Below are 17929 nucleotides of genomic sequence, written 5' to 3'. Positions count from 1 at the left end.
CACCACTTCCTTCCCCTGCACACGGCAGCCGTGGACCGCAGGATGTGGACGCCATACACAACTCTCCGGGGTAACCATGCGGAACGCGGGAGCTTCACCGCCGTCATGGGACCGTCCTGATCCGGCAAGTCGACGCTGCTCCAGTGCGCCGCCGGGCTCGACCGGCCCACCTCTGGGCGAGCGTTCATCGACGGGACCGACATCACGGAACTGTCCGAGACCCGGCTCACCGAGCTGCGCCGGAGTTCAACCTGCTGCCGTCCCTCACCGCCGCGCAGAACGTCGCCATGCCGCTGAGGCTGGCCGGCCGCGCGCCGGACCGTGAGGCCGTACGCGAGGCCCTCGCCCAGGTCGGACTGGCCGACCGCGCCTCCCACCCGCCCGGCCGTGCTCTTCGCCGACGAGCCCACCGGGGCACTCGACCTCAGTACGGGGCGCGAACTGCTCCGCAGCCTGCGGAAGTTGGTGGACAGCCCCGAGGACAGCGGCCTGGCGACCGTGGTGATGGTCACCCACGACCCGAACGCCGCCGCGTACGCGGACCCGTCTTCCTCGCCGACGGCGCCCCCGCCTCCGAACTCGCCTCCCCCACACCGGAGTCGGTCGCCGCCCGCCTGACCGAACTGACTGCGCCGCGCCGGCACACGAACGACCACGAGAAGACGGCGTCCCCGGCCGAGAGACCGGGGGCGCCGCCAGGATGTAGAAGCCGTCGCCGGCCCACCGGACTACGCGGCGGCCGGGACCAGCGCCTGGCCGACGACTTCGTTACTGCATCTTGGGCTGCACGTTGAACACGGAGGAGTTGCCCGAGAACGGCAGGGGTGGGACATGGCGAAGCCAAAACGCGTTGGAATCTACGTCCGGATCAGCAGGGACCGCAAAGGCCAGGAGCTGGGCATCAAGCGGCAGGAGCAGGCATGCCGCGAGTTGTGCGAACAGCGCGGCTGGTCCGTGCACAAGGTCTACCCGGAGAACGACACGTCGGCGTCGACGACGAGCCGGAAGAGGCGACCTCAATACGCCAAGATGACGCGGGACGCGAAGGCTGGATTGATCGACGCGATCGTCGTGTACTCGATCGACCGCCTCACGCGCCGCATCGCGGAACTCACGAACTTCTTGGAAGAGCAGAAGGAACACGGCTTCCAGTTCGCCACCACCGAGGGCGAGGACACGTCCACGGCGTCGGGGCGCATGATCTTGACAATCAAGGGAGCCGTGGCCCAGCAGGAGACGGAACGCATGGCCGAGCGCATCAACGGGGCACTCCTCCAGCGGCGGGAACAAGGCAAGCCACACGCTGGCGGGAAGCGTCAGTTCGGATTCAAGGCCGATTCCCGCTTCCAGGAACTGGACGACCAGGAGACCGAACTCATCCAACTCGGCTACCAGATGCTCCTGCGGCAGAAGACCCCCGGTGACGTGAAGCGATTGTGGACCGAACGGAAGGCAACAACGCCCGAAGGGCGTGCCTGGACGATCCAGTCGGTCAAGCGGGTGTATCGGTCCCAACGCACTGGCGGCATCATCACGTACAAGGGACAGGACATCGGGGACAGCATCTACCCGAGCCCGCTCAAGCGGGAGGAGTGGCAGAACGTCCAAGCCGCTCTTGACAGGCGTGCAACACCAGCGGCTCAGGGCTCCGGCAAGCGCAAGCACGTCTACTCGGGATTCCTCAAGTGCGGTCACTGTCACTCGACCATGCGGGTCCAGTGGGCGACCATCCAGGGCCGCACCTTCCGCCGGACGTTCTGTCACTCCGGCCAGGGAGGCGTCAACGGCGCACTCGGGTGCGGAAAGGTCAGCCGGAAGTACGAGTGGATCGAAGAACGGCTGAACAAGGTGGTGGAGGCGGCTCTACTCGAATGCCGGCCGACACCGCCCCCGGCGCTGGACGAGGATCTGACGGACGAGATCAGGACTTTCGAAGAACGCATCCGGCTGCTCCGGCTTCGCTGGAAGGACGGGAAGATGGCAGATGACGACTACTTCGACTCTCTGACGCACCTTCGCGGCCAACTCCAGCAGCACCGGAGCCGGGAAGCCGCCGCCGTCGCGGGGGCACAAACTGAGACGGACGCCTTGGCTGTGTGGCGTGACGAGACCGAGGAGAATCTGGAGCGCCGACGGGCGGTCGTGGCAAGCGTCATCAACGAAGTCGCGGTCTACAGCATCGGGCGAGGACGCAGGAAACCACCTGAGATCGACTCGATCAAAATCACACCGGCCGGCGCAGCTCCGGCCGGACCGGAGAAGTGACCAACTCCAGCCGGTCGGCGATGTAGCTCTCCCCGACCGCCAAGGTGCGGGGCCCGTAGTCGCCCGGCAGCACCCGGCGGTCAAGTACAACAGCAATCCAGTCGGGCAGCGGTGCAGGCTCCCGTTCCATCAACCTGCACCGCCAAGCTCACGCAACTCGTCGCGGGCGAGCTCGCGGTTCTGCCGCTTGGTCTTCGGGCATCAGTGATCGCTCTCGCTCACGAGCGCACGTGTCGTTCAGCTCCCGATGCAGAGTTGGAAACCGTGCACGTACGTCTTCAGCCCATGGCACCTGTTTCGAGCCCAATCCCGGATCTGTAGTACCGATGCGATGCAGTGGCCTGGCTCCCTGACTGCGTCCGCGGCACGCGGCATCGTGAGGACTCTTCGGTCCTCCAAGTAGACGAGGACCCTCCCAGCGACGGCCCGTTGAGGAGGCGGTAGGTCGAAGTCGACACCCCCGAGCGGTGTGCTGAAGCCTTTGATTCGTCGCATGATCTCGAGAGCCTTCACCTTCGGCATCCTAGGTAGCACCACGAGGGTTGACTCAGATCTTGATGGAGCCTGACACCGGAGACGACCTCGCAGAGAATCTGAAGGCGATGCGAGCTGCTTGCCGACGATTCCTGAACGCCGTAGGGCCCAACGACCACTCGGAACATGTAAACGGGCTTTACGCAAGCGCCAGATTCGGTGCGGCGCTTGGTGAGCTTCGCGCGGTTTTCGGCATTCAGCTGGGTGTCATCGCTACCCGCTACAAGCTCGAACTGCCGGAGGATCTGGCGAACATCCTCCCCTCTTCAGATACCGACGACGCGTAGGCGACCTGCCGGTCCCGAATTGCGCATTGGCGCCCAACTCGGGACCGGGCTGACTGCCTGACAACCCCGAAAAACGTCGGCGGAGGAGCGGGTAAGTCGGTCTTGGTCGCTGTCACCGTCCTCCGAGCCGAGCGGCCAGGAACACCGCCGCCACCGAGGGGCGAACCGCGTACGTCGCACCCCCGCCCGCCTCAGGGGCCTCCCACCAGGAGAAGGGATAGCGCCGCCCGCTGTTGCCGTGTGCCCTGCTCATCCCGGACAGTACGCCTGCGATGCGGCGCGCCGGATCGAGGTCGTCCGACCCGGCAAGGGCCTTGGCCGCGAGCTCTGTGCAGTGGATCTCCCGGCCGGGGTTACGCAGCAGGTACTCGAACAACTGCAGGGCTTGTGGCGCCAGTTCAGCAACGAACACCGCGGCGCGCTCAAGGTCCTCGGGCCCCCATTCCAGACCGTAATGCCCCTCTCCGCCAGAGTGCCCGGCCCAGCGCGGATCAGTCTCAGTCAGATACACAGTCACATCCGTTCTCGTACAACGTCCTTGAGCGCTCCATTCTGACCGGCAGCCTGTCGGCACACGCCCGCTTGTCCCTGGACGAACGCAGCCGCCCGCACCCCCGGCAGAGCGGGGACGCGGGCGGCGTCTCTAAGCGTGGCGCTTACGCGGCGGCAGGGACAGCACCCTTCTGCTCCACCGCAGAGTTCTCGGACTCCTCGTCAATCGGCGAAGCGTGCACCGAGTTGTACTTGTCGCGGTCCAGGATGTTCTCCCGAGCAGCCACAATCAACGGCGCTACAACTTGACCTGCGACGTTCGTCGCCGTACGCATCATGTCCAGGATCGGGTCGATCGCGAGCAGCAGGCCCACGCCCTCCAGCGGCAGACCCAGCGTGGAGAGGGTCAGGGTCAGCATGACCGTGGCGCCGGTGAGACCCGCCGTGGCCGCCGAGCCGACCACCGAGACGAAGGCGATCAGCAGGTAGTCCTGGATGCCGAGTTGGACGTCGAAGATCTCCGCGATGAAGATCGCCGCCAGCGACGGGTAGATCGCGGCGCAGCCGTCCATCTTGGTGGTGGCGCCGAACGGGACGGCGAAGCTGGTGTACTCCTTCGGCACGCCGAGCCGTTCGGTCACCCGCTGGGTGACGGGCATGGTGCCCACCGAGGAGCGGGAGACGAAGGCCAGCTGGATCGCGGGCCAGGCGCCCTTGAAGAACTGGAGCGGGCTGACCTTGGCGACCGTCGCGAGGAGCAGCGGGTAGACGCCGAAGAGGACGATGGCGCAGCCGATGTAGACGTCGGCGGTGAAGGTCGCGTAGTCGCCGATCAGGTCCCAGCCGTAGTCCGCGATGGCGTAGCCGATGAGGCCGACGGTGCCGATCGGGGCGAGGCGGATGACCCACCACAGGGCCTTCTGGAGCAGTTCGAGCACGGCCTCGCTGAGGCTGAGGATCGGCGCGGCGCGGTCACCGAGCTTGAGTGCGGCAACGCCCGCGACGGCGGCCAGGAAGACGATCTGGAGGACGTTCAGCTCGGTGAACGGGGTGATGACGTCCGTCGGCACGATGCCGGTGAGGAAGTCGATCCAGGAGCCCGAACCCTCGGGCTTCGCGCCGTCCTTCGGGGTGAGGCCGGTGCCGGAGCCCGGGTTGGTGATCAGACCGATCACGATGCCGATGACGACGGCGATCAGTGAGGTGATCAGGAACCAGAGCAGGGTGCGCCCGGCGAGCCTGGCGGCGTTGTTGACCTTACGGAGGTTGGTGATCGACACCAGGATGGCGAAGAAGACCAGCGGGGCGACGGCCAGCTTCAGCAGCTGGACGAAGATGCCGCCGATCTTGTCGAGCGTGGTGTAGAGCCAGTTGATGTCCTGGCTGCGGGCGAGCCAACCGAGCAGGACGCCGATGACGAGACCGGCGACGATCTGGGCCCAGAACGGGACCTTGGGTATGGAGAGACCTGGGCCTGAACCGGCCGGCTTGTCGGCCTGGTCGGCCTTGCCGGTGGTGGCGGGCTCGGAATTCGCGGACACGGACACACTCCAGTTGGGCATACGGAGATACGGGGACGAGAGGGAAGGGGTGGAACTGGGGGGGGTGCGGCGCCCGTGCTTCAGAGGTGGCGCCGCCGCATGATGCCGATTCGGATCGGACGAGCGATCAGTGCGAGCGGCAACAGACCGCGGACATGCAGCGGCAGAGATCGACATGCAGGCGCGCCACGAGCGGGAGGCTCACGGCGTGATGGCGCACTGCTGTCTTCATGGCAGATACATTAACACCGGATCTTATGGATACTCAAAGGGCGGCTTTGAGGTATCGGTACGCGAAGATCCCGGACATGCCGAAGCCCCAGCCTGGAGGCGGCTGGGGCGTCGTGGATCGGGGGGCGCGGCGACCGACCAGGGTAGGGCGACCGGCAGGCGGGCGACCGGGGCGGGCCTGCGGCCTACTGCGTCGCGCCGTCCTCCTGCGCGCGGTTGGACTCCAGCTTGGCCTTCGCCGAGTCGACCTTGCCGACGAGCTGGGCCGACATCTCGTCGCGCTGCCTGCGCAGCAGGACGAAGCTGAGCGGCGCGGAGACGACGAGCGCGAGCAGCAGCACCCAGACGAAGTTGGAGTCCCCGAGGCCCTTGGGCAGGGCGCCGACCTGGACCAGGGTGGCGACGACGACGAAGCAGCCGACGAAGATGCCCAGGCGCATCGCGGTGTAGCGGAGCGTGGCGCTCGTTCTGGCGGCGGTCACAGCGGCCCTCTCTCCTCGTGGCGACGTACCCACCAGTGAAGCACGCCGTCCCGTGCCCTATCCGAGGGGGTGCAGCGGCAGCAGCATCGTGATGTCGTCGCGGTCGTCGCCGGGCGCCACCCGTATCGCGTCCGGCACCCGGCCCACCTCCTTGTAGCCGCACGACTCGTAGAAGCGGTCCACGCCCGTGCCGCCTCGGCAGGTGAGCCGTATCGCCTCGATGCCGTCGATACCGCGTGCGGCCTCCGCCGCCGCGTCCATGAGGTCGCGGCCGTACCCCTTGCCCTGGTGCCGCGGGTGGACCATCACCGTGTAGAGCCAGAGCCAGTGCCGCATCAGCCGGTGGGTGTTGTGGGTGAGGAAGACCGTGGCGGCCACGGCACCCTCCTCGTCCACCCCCACGAGCAGCCGGGTGCGGCCCTCGGCCATCGACACGAAGTGCCTGACCAGCTCCGCCCGTACGTCGTCCGGATTCACCGGCGGTACGAAGCCGACGGCGCCGCCGGCGTCGGAGACGTCCGCCCAGAGCGTGACGATGCCGTCGCGCAGGGCGCGGTCGACGGGCGGGTCCAGGATGAACGTAAGCGGCATTCCCTCACGGTAGCCATTACCCTCCCCCGCGCTCAAACCCGTTCCAGAACCCGAGAAGCCCCAGCTCCGCGAGCTGGGGCTGCTTCGAGGGACGTGTGCGGGGGTATGCCGCGGCGTACGTCAGAGCCGCATCGGCTGCGGCGACTCGCGCCTGGCCGCGTCCGGGCCCGGGTACTCCCGGATGATCTCGTAGCGGGTGTTCCGCTCGACCGGCCGGAAGCCGGCGTCGCGGATCAGGTCGAGCAGATCCTCACGGCCGAGCTTGTTCGGCGTGCCGTAGTTGTCCGCGTCGTGCGTGATCTTGTACTCGACGACCGAGCCGTCCATGTCGTCCGCCCCGTGCTGGAGGGCGAGTTGGGCGGTCTGCACGCCGTGCATCACCCAGAAGACCTTGACGTGCGGGACGTTGTCGAACAGCAGCCGGGAGACGGCGAAGGTCTTCAGCGCCTCGGCGCCGGTGGCCATCGTCGTACGCGCCTGGAGGCGGTTACGGACCTTGCCGTCCTGCATGTCCACGAAGTCGTGCTGGTAGCGCAGCGGGATGAAGACCTGGAACCCGCCGGTCTCGTCCTGGAGTTCACGCAGCCGCAGGACGTGGTCGACCCGGTGCCTGGGCTCCTCGATGTGGCCGTACAGCATCGTGCACGGGGTCTTGAGACCCTTCTCGTGCGCGAGGCGGTGGATACGCGACCAGTCCTCCCAGTGCGTGCGGTGGTCGACGATGTGCTGCCTGACCTCCCAGTCGAAGATCTCGGCGCCGCCGCCGGTCAGCGATTCGAGGCCGGCGTCGATCAGCTCGTCGAGGATCTCACTGGCCGTCAGCCCTGAGATCGTCTCGAAATGATGGATCTCGGTGGCCGTGAACGCCTTCAGCGACACCTCCGGAAGCGCCTCCTTGAGAGCCTTCAGCGAGCGCGGGTAGTAGCGCCAAGGGAGCGTCGGGTGGAGCCCGTTGACGATGTGCAGCTCGGTGAGGCTCTCGCCGCGCATCGCCGTGGCGAGCCGGACGGCCTCCTCGATCCGCATCGTGTACGCGTCCTTCTCGCCCGGCTTGCGCTGGAACGAGCAGTAGGCGCACGACGCGGTGCAGACGTTCGTCATGTTGAGGTGACGGTTGACGTTGAAGTGGACGACATCGCCGTTCTTGCGCGTCCGCACCTCGTGCGCGAGACCGCCCAGCCAGGCCAGGTCGTCCGACTCGTAGAGGGCGATGCCGTCCTCACGGGTCAGCCGCTCGCCGGCCCTGACCTTCTCCTCCAGCTCGCGCTTGAGCCCCACATCCATGACAGATGCAGTCATGCGGCGCCTCCCACTGTGTGTGTCATATGTCCGCCGAACGCCCAGTTATCAGGCGCCACCAACCGTACGCCTACGTTTCGTCGGGAAGTTCGCCGACCCGGTTCTCCCACTTGGTGGAGAGCACGATGGTCGTACGGGTCCGCGAGACGCCCTTCGTACTGCCGAGGCGGCGGATCGTCTTCTCCAGACCGTCGACGTCACCGGCGCGGACCTTGAGCATGTACGAGTCCTCGCCCGCGATGAACCAGCAGTCCTCGATCTCGCCCAGACCGCGCAGCCGGTGCGCGACGTCCTCGTGGTCGGCGGCGTCCGAGAGCGAGATGCCGATCAGCGCGGTGACACCGAGACCCAGCGAGGCCGAGTCGACGGTGGCGCGGTAGCCGATGATGACGCCCGCCGCCTCCAGCCGGTTGATGCGGTCGGTGACGCTGGGCCCGGAGAGCCCGACGAGCCGGCCGAGCTCGGCGTACGAGGCTCTGCCGTTCTCTCTGAGGGCCTGGATGAGCTGCCTATCCACGGCGTCCATATGCCTGAAGCCTTCCATTGTTCAGCAACGTCGCAAGTTGATATATGCAATCTGAGGCAGTGCGGTGGTACGGCGGTTCTACGCCGACTCCGGCCCGGTCGTCCGGGGCACTCCGGGATCCGGCTCCGGACCCGTACGGGAGCCGCCGAGCTCCCCCTCCCAGCGGCGGTACAGCCGGTGCGGCACCCCCGCCGCGTCCAGCACCCGCCCGGCGACGAAGTCCACCAGATCCTGGATGTGCGTCGCGCCCGCGTAGAAACCCGGGGACGCGGGCAGCACCACGGCGCCCGCGTCGTCCAGGGTCACCAGATGTCTGAGGGTCCCGCCGCCGAGCGGGGTCTCGCGGACGGCGACCACCAGCGCGCGTCGCTCCTTGAGCGTGACGCTCGCCGTGCGTTGCAGCAGGTCCTTCGACAGGCCGAGCGCGACACCGGCCACACAGGCGGTGGAGGCGGGGACGATCAGCATCCCCTTGGTCCGGTACGACCCCGATGACGGCCCGGCGGCCAGATCACCGGCGGCCCAGTGCCGTACGTCCGACACGTCGGGGGAGAAGGTGTCCGGCTTGCCGTCGGCACCCCTGGCCAGCCAGGTGCGCAGGTCCTCCCGCCAGTGCGCGTCCCGGAAGGAGATCCCCGTCTCGTCGAGGAGCGTGAGGCGGGACGCGCGGCTGACGATCAGATCGACGCTCTCGCCGGCGTCGAGCAGCCCGCGCAGCACGGCCGCCGCGTACGGGGTCCCCGACGCGCCGGAGACTCCGACGACCCAGGGCCGCCGGGGCCCCACCGTGCGCGGCTCGGCGTGCCGCTGGTCCTCGTGGTCCGATCCGGGTTTCACGCGTCCGACCCTATCCGGCGTCCGGAAGCAGGAACCGGGGACGGTACCTCGCGCGTTCCAGGTGTGGGAGCAGGACGACCCTTGGGGGGCGAGATGCCGGATTCATCCATCGACAGGAGCGCGGTGCGCCGCATCAAGGCGGCGGCCGTTCTGATGCTGGGCTGGCTGGGGCTGCTGTGGGTGCTGGAGGCGGTGGACTCATCGACCGGGTCGCTCCAGACGTACGGGCTGAGCCCGCGGGATCTGGGCGAGCTGCGGGATGTCATCCCGATGGCGTTCCTGCACCACGGCTTCGACCATCTCGCGGCGAACGCGGTGCCGCTGCTCGTGCTCGGCTTCCTCGCGGCGCTCAGCGGGATAGGCCACTTCCTGCGGGTGGTTCTCACGATCATGGTGGTCGGCGGGCTGGGTGTCTGGCTGACGGCCGCGGACAACTCCGTCACGGCGGGGGCGTCCGGCGTGGTCTTCGGGCTGCTCGGCTATCTGCTGGTCCGCGGCTTCGTCAATCGCCGCGCGGTGGACATCGTGGTGGGCCTGCTGGTCCTGGTGATGTACGGCTCGGCGCTGTGGGGTGTGCTGCCCACGAATCCGACGGTGAGCTGGCAGGGACATCTCTTCGGGCTGATAGGCGGCGTGATGGCGGCGTTCATGTTCCGCCGCCCCAAGCGCCAGGCCCCGGCGGGCGCGCTCATACCCTGACCGCCGGCGCCCGGGTATCCGTCGGGCCGGTCAGACGGACAATCCGCGTACAAGCAGGTCGAGCAGCGCGCAGATGAAGAGCGCCATCCCGATGAAGCCGTTGACGGTGAAGAAGGCCCGGTTGAGCCGGGACAGATCGTTCGGCTTCACGACCTGGTGCTCGTAGAGGAACGCGGCGGCGACGATCAGCAGGCCGATCCAGAAGAAGAGACCGGCGTCGGTGACCACGGCGTACCAGACCAGCAGCGCCGTCGTCACGGCGTGCGCGGCGCGCGCGCCGTACAGCGCGGCCGGGATGCCGAAGCGTGCCGGGACGGACTTCACGCCGTGGGCGCGGTCAGCCTCGACGTCCTGGCTGCCGAAGATCAGGTCGAAGCCGCCGATCCAGATGCCCACGGCGAGACCGAGGACGACCGCGTCCCACGACCACTCGCCGGTGACCGCGATCCACGCGCCGACCGGGCCCATCGCCTGGGCGAGACCGAGGATGGCGTGCGGGAAGTTCGTGAACCGCTTCCCGTACGGATAGACGACCATCGGCACGACCGCGACGGGAGAGAGCACCAGACAGAGCGGATTGAGCAGGGCGGCGGCGGCCAGGAACACCGCGAGGGCGACGAGCGCGCCCGTCCACGCGGAGCGCACCGACATCGCGCCGGTCACCAACTCCCGGTTCGCGGTACGGGGGTTACGGGCGTCGATCTCGCGGTCGATGATCCGGTTGCAGGCCATCGCGAAGGTCCGCAGGCCCACCATGGCGATCGTGACGAGCAGCAGCCGGCCCCAGTGGATGTTCCTGTCGAGCTGGAACATGGCGGTCAGCGCGGCGATGTACGCGAACGGCAGCGCGAAGACCGAGTGCTCGATCATCACCAGCCGCAGGAACGCCCGCGTTCTGCTGCCGGACGGCGCGGGCCCCGGCCCCGAGCGGCCCGGCAGTCCCGGCCTGCCCTGTCCGACCAGTCCGTCGGCTCCCTCGGCGGCGCTGCTCACAGGCCGTACTCCCTCCAACGCTTCGTCACCCGGTCCGCGGTCTCCGGGTCGGACTCGACCATCTCCGGCCAGCCGCCGTCGCGCGTGTACCCCTCCTCGGGGAGTTTGCGCGTGGCGTCGATACCGGCCTTGCCACCCCAGAACTGCTGGTACGAGGAGTGGTCGAGGTGGTCGACCGGACCCTCCACGACCGTCAGGTCCCGCGAGTAGTCGGTGTTCCCCAGCGCCCGCCAGGACACCTCGTGCAGATTGTGCACGTCGCAGTCGGCGTCCACGACGACGATCAGTTTGGTGAGCGACATCATGTGGGCGCCCCAGATGGCGTGCATCACCTTCTGCGCGTGTTTCGGGTACTTCTTGTCGATCGAGACGATCGCGCAGTTGTGGAAGCCGCCCGACTCCGGCAGGTGGTAGTCCACGATGTCGGGCACGATGATCTTGAGCAGCGGCAGGAAGAACCGCTCGGTCGCACGCCCCAGCGGCCCGTCCTCCGTCGGCGGCCGGCCGACCACGATCGACTGGAGCAGCGGACGCTCGCGCATCGTCACGCAGTCGATGGTCAGCGCGGGGAACGGCTCCTGCGGTGTGTAGAAGCCGGTGTGGTCGCCGAACGGCCCCTCGGGCAGCATCTCCCCGGGCTCCAGCCAGCCCTCGATGACCACCTCGGCGTTGGCGGGCACCTGGAGCGGCACCGTACGGCAGTCGACCATCTCGATCCGCTTGCCCTGTACGAAGCCGGCGAAGAGGTACTCGTCGATGTCACCGGGCAGCGGGGCGGTGGAGGCATACGTCACGGCGGGCGGACAGCCGAAGGCGATGGCGACGGGCAGCCGTTCACCGCGCCTGGCGGCGACCTGGTAGTGGTTGGCGCTGTCCTTGTGGATCTGCCAGTGCATGCCGATGGTGCGCTTGTCGTGCCGCTGGAGCCGGTAGAGCCCGAGGTTCCGGACACCGGTCTCCGGGTGCTTGGTGTGTGTCAGACCGAGGTTGAAGAAGGAGCCGCCGTCCTCGGGCCAGGTGAAGAGCGCGGGCAGCCGGTCCAGATCCACGTCGTCACCGGTGAGAACGACCTCCTGCACGGCCGCGCTGCCGGGCTTCACCTTCTTCGGCGGCACGTGCGTCATCGTGCCGAGCTTCCCGAAGGCCTCGCGTACACCCACGAATCCCTGCGGCAGTTCGGGCTTGAGCAGCCCGCCGATCTTGTCACTGATGTCGGTGTACGCCTTGAGCCCGAGCGCCTTGAGAAGCCGGCGGTCCGTCCCGTACACATTCATCGCCAGAGGCATGTCGGAGCCCTTGACGTTCTCGAAGAGAAGCGCGGGTCCGCCGGCCTTGTTCACCCGGTCCACGATCTCGCCGACTTCCAGATACGGATCGACCTCGGCCTTGACGCGCTTGAGGTCGCCGTCGCGCTCCAGTGCCCGGAGAAGCGAGCGAAGATCGTCGTATGCCATGCGCTCCAGTATCTGCTACTCGCTACCCTGGTCCTGTAACCGGGGCCACCGCTCCGTACTCGATCTCCACGCACAGGGGGACCGCCCATGCTTCGGGTGCTGATGATTCTGGTGCCGCTGGCTCTCAGCATCTATGCCTTCATCGACTGCATCACCACCGACGAGAAGGACATCCGTCATATCCCCAAGCCCATCTGGGCCATCCTCGTGCTGCTCTTCCCGCTGGTCGGGTCGATCGCGTGGCTGTTGGTGGGCCGGAAGCCCGGTACCGGCGCGGGGTCGGCGGGGCGGCGGGGCGGATGGGTGGCGCCGGACGACAACCCCGACTTCCTCAAGTCCCTTGAGGAGGACGGCAAGAAGACCGGCGGGAAGACGGGCGGGAAGGACGGCGTGAGCGACCGGGCCGCCAAGGACGAGACGGAGCCGGACACGGACGCCGTGGCCGAGCTGGAGCGGCGTGAGGCCGATCTGCGGCGCCGCGAGGCGGAGATCGAGCGCCGCGAGAAGGGCGGCAGCGCCGACGACGCCCCGCCGGCGGGCTGACTCCCGCTCCCACGGCGGACGACGAACAGCGGGGTGTGGGAGTTGAGGGACCATCGACTCGTACGTGCGTTTGAGTGTCCTCGATCGTGTGACTTGTCGGGGAACGTGGGAGCGAGATGAATTGGTGCTGCTCATAGTTGGTTCATGACGACACCACAGGTAGCGGAAGACGCCGGGCACGCCCGGTGGACCTTCCGTGTCCGCGTATCGTCCACCGCCCGCACTGTCCTCATGGCGGAATGGGACCGGTGCCGGTGGGTGTGGAACGAGTCCTGCGCCAAGTCCAGGCAAACCCACCTGTGGAACAAGACCCGGCCCGAAGGCATCGACAAGCGCACATGCGGTCCGGCCCAGCTCGACAAGATGCTGACTGAAGCCCGCACCAAGAACGCCTGGCTCCGTGAGGGAAGTTCGGTTCCCCAACAGCAGTTGATCCGCGACTTCGGCAAGTCCCGTACCAAGGCGCGGAAGGACATCGGGGTACGGCTGCCGGTGCGTCGGCGGGCCGGGATGCCGAGGTACAAGAAGAAGCGCGAAGCTCTCCCGAGCCTGAACTACACCAAGCGCGGCTTTCGGTTGAAGGACGGGAAGCTGCACCTGGCGGGCGGCATCAGCCTGACGGTGGTGTGGTCGCGGGAACTGCCGGCGGATCCATCCTCGGTGCGTGTGTACCAGGACAGCGTCGGGCACTGGTACGCGAGTTTCGTCGTTCCCGCCGCCGTTGAGCCGCTGCCCGCAACGGGTGCGGTGATCGGTATCGACTGGGGTGTGAGGGAGACGGCGACCACCACCAGCGACGCCCACGACCTCCCGCACGCCGGGCATGGCTGGAAGGCCGCCGCAAAGCTGTCCGGATACCAACGGATGATGACCCGCCGGAAGCCGGCGCGCGGGCAGGCCGGATCGAGGGGATACCGCCGGGCGAAGAAGCTGACGGCGAAGCTGCACAAGAAGGTCGCCCGGCAACGCCAGGACACAGGCCGCAAGTGGGCCAAGGGCGTGGTCCGCGACCACGACGCCATCGCGGTGGAGGACTTCAAACCGAAGTTCCTCGCCAGGTCGACCATGGCCAGGAAGGCCGCCGACGCGGCGATCGGCGCGACGAAGACGGCCCTTGTCGAGATGGGCCGCAAGCACGAACGGATCGTGCACCTGGTACACCCCGCGTACACCACCATGGACTGCGCACGGTGCGGAGCGAGAACCAAGCACGCACTGCCACTCTCAGAACGAACATATTCCTGCACCGTGTGCGGAGCCGTGTCCCCCAGGGACAAGAACTCCGCACACGTGATGCTGGTCCGGGCTGGTCTCAACCCGGCTGGTGCCGATCGCGGAAGACCAGACGGGGCGCAGCCCCCTCCGGCAGCGTGAGCCAGAAATCCCCGACCAACCCTGGACGGCGAGGAAACCCCTCCCCCCAGGGAGGGGAGGATTCAAACGCCCGCGTACGAGTGCTTTCCGGTGACGAAGATGTTGACGCCGTAGTAGTTGAACAGCCAGCAGCCGAAGGCGACCAGCGCCAGCGTCGCCGCCTTGCGGCCCTTCCAGCCCGCCGTGGCGCGCGCGTGCAGGTAAGTGGCGTACGCGACCCAGGTGATGAAGGACCAGACCTCCTTGGGGTCCCAGCCCCAGTAGCGGCCCCAGGCGTCGCCGGCCCAGATCGCGCCCGCGATGATCGTGAAGGTCCAGAGCGGGAAGACGGCGGCGTTCACGCGGTACGAGAACTTGTCGAGCGTGGCGGCGGCGGGCAGGCGCTCCATGACGGAGGACCACGCGCGGCCCACGGTCGCGCCCCGGGCGATCTTGGACTCGTACACGTCGCGCAGCAGGTAGAAGAGCGTGCCCACGGCGCCGAGATAGAAGACCGCGCCGCAGAAGATCGCGGTGGAGACGTGGATCCAGAGCCAGTACGAGTGGAGCGCCGGGACCAGCTGGTCGCTGTCGGTGTAGAGGACGGTCGTCGCGATGCCCAGATTGAGCAGGACCGTGGTGACCAGGGGCAGTCCGATCCAGCGGACGTTCTTCTTCGCGAGGAGGAAGGCGAGGTACGTGCCGACCGCCACCGTCGAGAAGGTGGTGGAGAACTCGTACATGTTGCCCCACGGCGCGCGCTGCACCGCCATCGCTCGGCTGATGACACCGACGGCCTCCAGCAGGAAGCCGAGGACGGTCATGGAGACGGCGATACGTCCGTACAGGTCGCCCTTGAGGGAATCGCCCGCGGCGCCGGGGCCGTCGGGTACGTCGCGGAGCCCGGCCGCCGAGCGTGTGATGACCTTGGGCCGCTCCAGGACGGCGGTGCCGCCGCCCTTCTCCTTCTCCGCCGTGCGCACCTCGACCGTGGCGGCGGCCTTCGCGCCGGCGCCGGTCAGCGCGGCGGCGGTGCGGCCGACCTTGCTGCGGCTGCCCGCGACCCACTCGACGATATGGGCGAAGAAGGCCAGGGTGTAGACGGCCATGGACGAATAGACCAGCACATTGGCGGTGTGCGCCAGGCTCTCGTTGGTGGTGGCGGCGAGGTTCACTTCTCAGCCCCTTCGACAGGCTCTCCGGTAGTGGCGGCGACGGTTTTATCTGGAACGTCCGTGTTGTCTTGCGCTTCTGGGGCCTCTTCGGGCGCGGGTGCGGCCGGTTCGGCCGGCTCAGGGGACTCGGCGGACTCGGCCGGCTTGGCCGACCCGGCCGGCGCCGTCGGTGCCTCGGCGTTGAGCGTCAGTGCCAGGTCACCGAGTTCCTCGGGGAGCCTGGCCGACTCGCTGCGCCCCAGCCCGGCCATCTCGATCACGGTGACGCCGTCCGCGCCCCGTACCGCACGGACCCAGATCCGGCGCCGCTGGATGAACAGCGAGCCCACGAGGCCGAGCACCGCCCCGATCGCGCCCGTGAGGGCGAGCCCGTTGCCGGGCTGCTGCGAGACCTGGAAGGTCGCCCACTCCTTGATGTCCTTCTCGAAGGTCACCGAGCCCGCGCCGCCGGGCAGTTTCATCGTCTCGCCGGGCAGCAGCCGCTGCGCGAGCTTGTTGCCGTCGGCGTCCTTGAACTGCTTCATCTTGCTGGTGTCCAGCTGGTACACGTTCTGCGGCAGTCCGGAGTCGACGCCGAGGCTGCCCACGTAACCGGTGAGCGCCAGTACGGGGAAGTCCAGTTCGGGGAACTGGGAGAACATGTTCCCGTTGCCCTTGCCCGCGAACGTCGGGACGAAGAAGGCGTTGAAGCCCAGCTGCTGCTTCTTGCCCTTGCTGTCGCGGTACCCGTCCATCACCTTGATCGCGCCGGTCGACGTGATGTTGTTGTCGATCGGCAGGAGCGGGGTCGCGCCCTTGAAGACGACCTTGCCCTTGCCGTCGCGGACGGTGAGGACGGGGGCGTAGCCGTGGCCGATCAGATAGACCTTCGAACCCTTGACCTCCAGCGGCTCGTTGACCTCGATGACCGCCTTGCGCTCCTTGGCGCCCGCCTCCGTCGTGTAGCTGACGTGGGCCTCGAACTCGCGGGCGGTGCCGACCTGCGGTCCGTTGCGCTCGAAGGTGCCGACGAACTTGTCGAGGCTGAAGCTGAACGGCTCCAGGTCGTCGGTGTCGTACATGGAGCCGGACTTGAAGTCGTCGTACTGCGTGAGGGTGTTGGAGAAACCGTCGCCCTCCAGGATCAGCTTTCCGCCCTCGGACTTGAAGAGCTGCCCGGTGGCGAAGGCCACCAGCATCACGATCAGCGCGACATGGAAGAGCAGATTGCCCGCCTCGCGGAGGTAGCCCTTCTCGGCGGCGACCGCGTTCCCGGCGGTGTGCGCACGGAAGCGCCGCCGCTTGAGCAGGGCGAGCGCGGCCTCGCGGGCATCCTCGGGCTCGGCGGTCGTACGCCAGGTCGTGTACGCGGGAAGCCTGTTGAGCCGCTTGGGGGCGGCCGGCGGACGGCCGCGCAGCTGTCCGACGAACTGCCAGCTGCGCGGGACGATGCAGCCGATGAGCGAGATGAACAGGAGCAGATAGATCGCCGAGAACCACACCGAGCTGTAGACGTCGAACAGCTGGAGCTTGTCGTAGATCGGTGTGACCGTCTCGTGCTTCTCCTGGAACGTCTGGACCTTGAGCTCGTCGACGCTGTTCTGCGGGATGAGTGAGCCGGGGATCGCGGCGAGCGACAGCAGGAAGAGCAGGATCAGCGCGACGCGCATGGAGGTGAGCTGACGCCAGAACCAGCGGATCCAGCCGATCGGGCCGAGGCTGGGGCCCCCGACGGCGGACTCCTCGCGGGGCGCGGTGGACAGCTGCGATCCGGCGGCGCCGAGTTCGCGCGCCTCCTGCGCCTCAGAGGCTTCTGGCGCTTCGGGGGTGGTCCCGGCCTCCGACTCCTCCGAGGCCGCGGCTGTCGTCTCTGTCTTGCTCATGGAACTAGATCCCCACCGTGAAGCCGTTGGTCCACGTCTGCATGTCTTGCATGATGCTGTCCCACACGCCGGTCACCAGCAGCACCCCGGTCGCGATCATCATCACGCCGCCGGTCCGCATCACCCACACGTAGTGGCGCTTGACCCAGCCGAACAGACCGAGCGCCTTGCGGAACGCCACGGCGGCGACCACGAAGGGCACCCCGAGGCCGACGCAGTACGCGACGGTCAGTATGGCCCCTCGTCCCGCGGTCGCCTGGTCGAAGGCCAGCATGTTCACGGAGGTGAGCGTCGGGCCGATACACGGCGTCCAGCCGACCCCGAACAGCGCGCCCAGCAGCGGGGCACCGACCAGACCGGACACCGGCCGCTTGTGGAGCCGGAATTCGCGCTGCGTGAGCCAGGGCAGCAGCCCCATGAAGAACACGCCCATCGCGATCATGAGCACACCGAGGATGCGCGAGATGACCGTCCGGTTGTCCTGGAGGGTGCTGCCGAAGTAGCCGAAGAGCGCGCCGCCGGAGACGAAGACCGCGGTGAAGCCGACGATGAACAGGACCGCGCCGGCGACCATCCGCCCGCGCCGGGCGTCGCCCAGATCGGTGCCGCTGATGCCGGTGACGTACGACAGGTAACCGGGTACGAGCGGCAGCACGCACGGCGAGAAGAACGAGACCAGACCACCCAGCAGCGCGATCGGCAGCGCGAGCAGAAGTGCTCCGCTGAAGACCGTCTCATTCATGCCGGGAACCGCGGCGAGAACCT

The 17929-nt window shown here is 67.8% G+C and carries 18 protein-coding genes and 1 pseudogene; 6 read left to right on the top strand and 13 right to left on the bottom strand.

The window, feature by feature from the left end; translation table 11 throughout:
* Positions 1-42 precede the first annotated feature (42 nt).
* Positions 43-794: pseudogene (locus tag ACFWV8_RS00445) on the top strand (ABC transporter ATP-binding protein).
* A 37-nt stretch (positions 795-831) separates the two neighbouring features.
* Complete coding sequence (locus ACFWV8_RS00440; RefSeq protein ID WP_384196673.1) at positions 832-2265, top strand: recombinase family protein; 1434 nt, start codon at positions 832-834, stop codon at positions 2263-2265.
* Here ACFWV8_RS00440 and ACFWV8_RS00435 read toward each other — a convergent pair.
* Positions 2225-2395 carry a hypothetical protein gene (locus tag ACFWV8_RS00435; RefSeq protein ID WP_384196672.1) on the bottom strand — a complete coding sequence of 57 codons (171 nt, stop codon included), beginning with the start codon at positions 2393-2395 and terminating at the stop codon, positions 2225-2227. The two genes, ACFWV8_RS00440 and ACFWV8_RS00435, sit on opposite strands and share 41 nt — an antisense overlap.
* Positions 2396-2822: 427 nt before the next feature.
* Between ACFWV8_RS00435 and ACFWV8_RS00430 the strand changes: the two genes are divergently transcribed.
* The gene (locus ACFWV8_RS00430) at positions 2823-3086 is read left to right on the top strand and encodes a hypothetical protein (protein ID WP_384196670.1); all 264 of its coding nucleotides are present in this window, start codon (positions 2823-2825) and stop codon (positions 3084-3086) included.
* A gap of 112 nt (positions 3087-3198) precedes the next feature.
* Here ACFWV8_RS00430 and ACFWV8_RS00425 read toward each other — a convergent pair whose 3' ends face one another.
* The 7 genes from ACFWV8_RS00425 to ACFWV8_RS00395 all read right to left on the bottom strand — a co-directional run bounded on the left by ACFWV8_RS00425 (position 3199) and on the right by ACFWV8_RS00395 (position 9034).
* The gene (locus tag ACFWV8_RS00425; protein WP_384196668.1) at positions 3199-3603 is read right to left on the bottom strand and encodes a DUF6416 domain-containing protein; all 405 of its coding nucleotides are present in this window, start codon (positions 3601-3603) and stop codon (positions 3199-3201) included.
* Positions 3604-3742: 139 nt separating this feature from the next.
* Positions 3743-5119 carry a dicarboxylate/amino acid:cation symporter gene (locus ACFWV8_RS00420; RefSeq protein WP_384196666.1) on the bottom strand — a complete coding sequence of 459 codons (1377 nt, stop codon included), beginning with the start codon at positions 5117-5119 and terminating at the stop codon, positions 3743-3745.
* Positions 5120-5535: 416 nt separating this feature from the next.
* Positions 5536-5832 (bottom strand): DUF4229 domain-containing protein, encoded by a 297-nt coding sequence (locus ACFWV8_RS00415; protein ID WP_384196664.1) that lies wholly within the window; start codon positions 5830-5832, stop codon positions 5536-5538.
* A gap of 57 nt (positions 5833-5889) precedes the next feature.
* Complete coding sequence (locus ACFWV8_RS00410; protein ID WP_384196662.1) at positions 5890-6423, bottom strand: GNAT family N-acetyltransferase; 534 nt, start codon at positions 6421-6423, stop codon at positions 5890-5892.
* A 120-nt stretch (positions 6424-6543) separates the two neighbouring features.
* Positions 6544-7707 carry an aminofutalosine synthase MqnE gene (mqnE, locus tag ACFWV8_RS00405; RefSeq protein WP_384196901.1) on the bottom strand — a complete coding sequence of 388 codons (1164 nt, stop codon included), beginning with the start codon at positions 7705-7707 and terminating at the stop codon, positions 6544-6546.
* A gap of 85 nt (positions 7708-7792) precedes the next feature.
* The gene (locus ACFWV8_RS00400; RefSeq protein WP_329383343.1) at positions 7793-8248 is read right to left on the bottom strand and encodes an Lrp/AsnC family transcriptional regulator; all 456 of its coding nucleotides are present in this window, start codon (positions 8246-8248) and stop codon (positions 7793-7795) included.
* A gap of 78 nt (positions 8249-8326) precedes the next feature.
* Positions 8327-9034, bottom strand: a complete 708-nt coding sequence (locus ACFWV8_RS00395; RefSeq protein WP_384196899.1) for a UbiX family flavin prenyltransferase — start codon at positions 9032-9034, stop codon at positions 8327-8329.
* Positions 9035-9178: 144 nt separating this feature from the next.
* Here ACFWV8_RS00395 and ACFWV8_RS00390 point away from each other — a divergent pair, with 144 nt between their 5' ends.
* Positions 9179-9784, top strand: a complete 606-nt coding sequence (locus ACFWV8_RS00390; RefSeq protein WP_384196660.1) for a rhomboid family intramembrane serine protease — start codon at positions 9179-9181, stop codon at positions 9782-9784.
* Positions 9785-9814: 30 nt separating this feature from the next.
* Here the strand turns inward: ACFWV8_RS00390 and mqnP are convergent, their stop codons facing one another.
* Together mqnP and ACFWV8_RS00380 are read right to left on the bottom strand one after the other, a co-directional pair.
* Entirely contained in the window at positions 9815-10723 is a 909-nt protein-coding gene (mqnP, locus tag ACFWV8_RS00385) for a menaquinone biosynthesis prenyltransferase MqnP (RefSeq protein ID WP_384196897.1), read from the bottom strand.
* Between the two features lie 50 nt (positions 10724-10773).
* Positions 10774-12231 carry a menaquinone biosynthesis decarboxylase gene (locus ACFWV8_RS00380; protein WP_384196658.1) on the bottom strand — a complete coding sequence of 486 codons (1458 nt, stop codon included), beginning with the start codon at positions 12229-12231 and terminating at the stop codon, positions 10774-10776.
* An 87-nt stretch (positions 12232-12318) separates the two neighbouring features.
* Here ACFWV8_RS00380 and ACFWV8_RS00375 point away from each other — a divergent pair, with 87 nt between their 5' ends.
* Both ACFWV8_RS00375 and ACFWV8_RS00370 read left to right on the top strand, forming a co-directional pair.
* Complete coding sequence (locus ACFWV8_RS00375; protein WP_384196657.1) at positions 12319-12774, top strand: PLD nuclease N-terminal domain-containing protein; 456 nt, start codon at positions 12319-12321, stop codon at positions 12772-12774.
* A 144-nt stretch (positions 12775-12918) separates the two neighbouring features.
* Entirely contained in the window at positions 12919-14148 is a 1230-nt protein-coding gene (locus tag ACFWV8_RS00370; RefSeq protein ID WP_384196655.1) for an RNA-guided endonuclease InsQ/TnpB family protein, read from the top strand.
* Between the two features lie 62 nt (positions 14149-14210).
* Here the strand turns inward: ACFWV8_RS00370 and ccsB are convergent, their stop codons facing one another.
* Genes ccsB through ACFWV8_RS00355 form a run of 3 tightly spaced genes read right to left on the bottom strand, consistent with a single transcriptional unit; the run spans position 14211 to position 17906 of the window.
* The gene (gene ccsB, locus ACFWV8_RS00365; RefSeq protein WP_384196653.1) at positions 14211-15302 is read right to left on the bottom strand and encodes a c-type cytochrome biogenesis protein CcsB; all 1092 of its coding nucleotides are present in this window, start codon (positions 15300-15302) and stop codon (positions 14211-14213) included.
* Positions 15299-17164 carry a cytochrome c biogenesis protein ResB gene (locus tag ACFWV8_RS00360; protein ID WP_384196651.1) on the bottom strand — a complete coding sequence of 622 codons (1866 nt, stop codon included), beginning with the start codon at positions 17162-17164 and terminating at the stop codon, positions 15299-15301. The genes ccsB and ACFWV8_RS00360 overlap by 4 nt, the downstream gene beginning before the upstream one ends.
* Positions 17165-17168: 4 nt before the next feature.
* Entirely contained in the window at positions 17169-17906 is a 738-nt protein-coding gene (locus ACFWV8_RS00355) for a cytochrome c biogenesis CcdA family protein (RefSeq protein ID WP_329383357.1), read from the bottom strand.
* Positions 17907-17929: the final 23 nt, after the last annotated feature.

This window comes from Streptomyces sp. NPDC058665 (assembly GCF_042714995.1).
Classification (GTDB): Bacteria; Actinomycetota; Actinomycetes; order Streptomycetales; family Streptomycetaceae; genus Streptomyces.
Note: the sequence above shows the minus strand (reverse complement) of the source record. Positions and strands in the feature narration are given on the sequence as shown.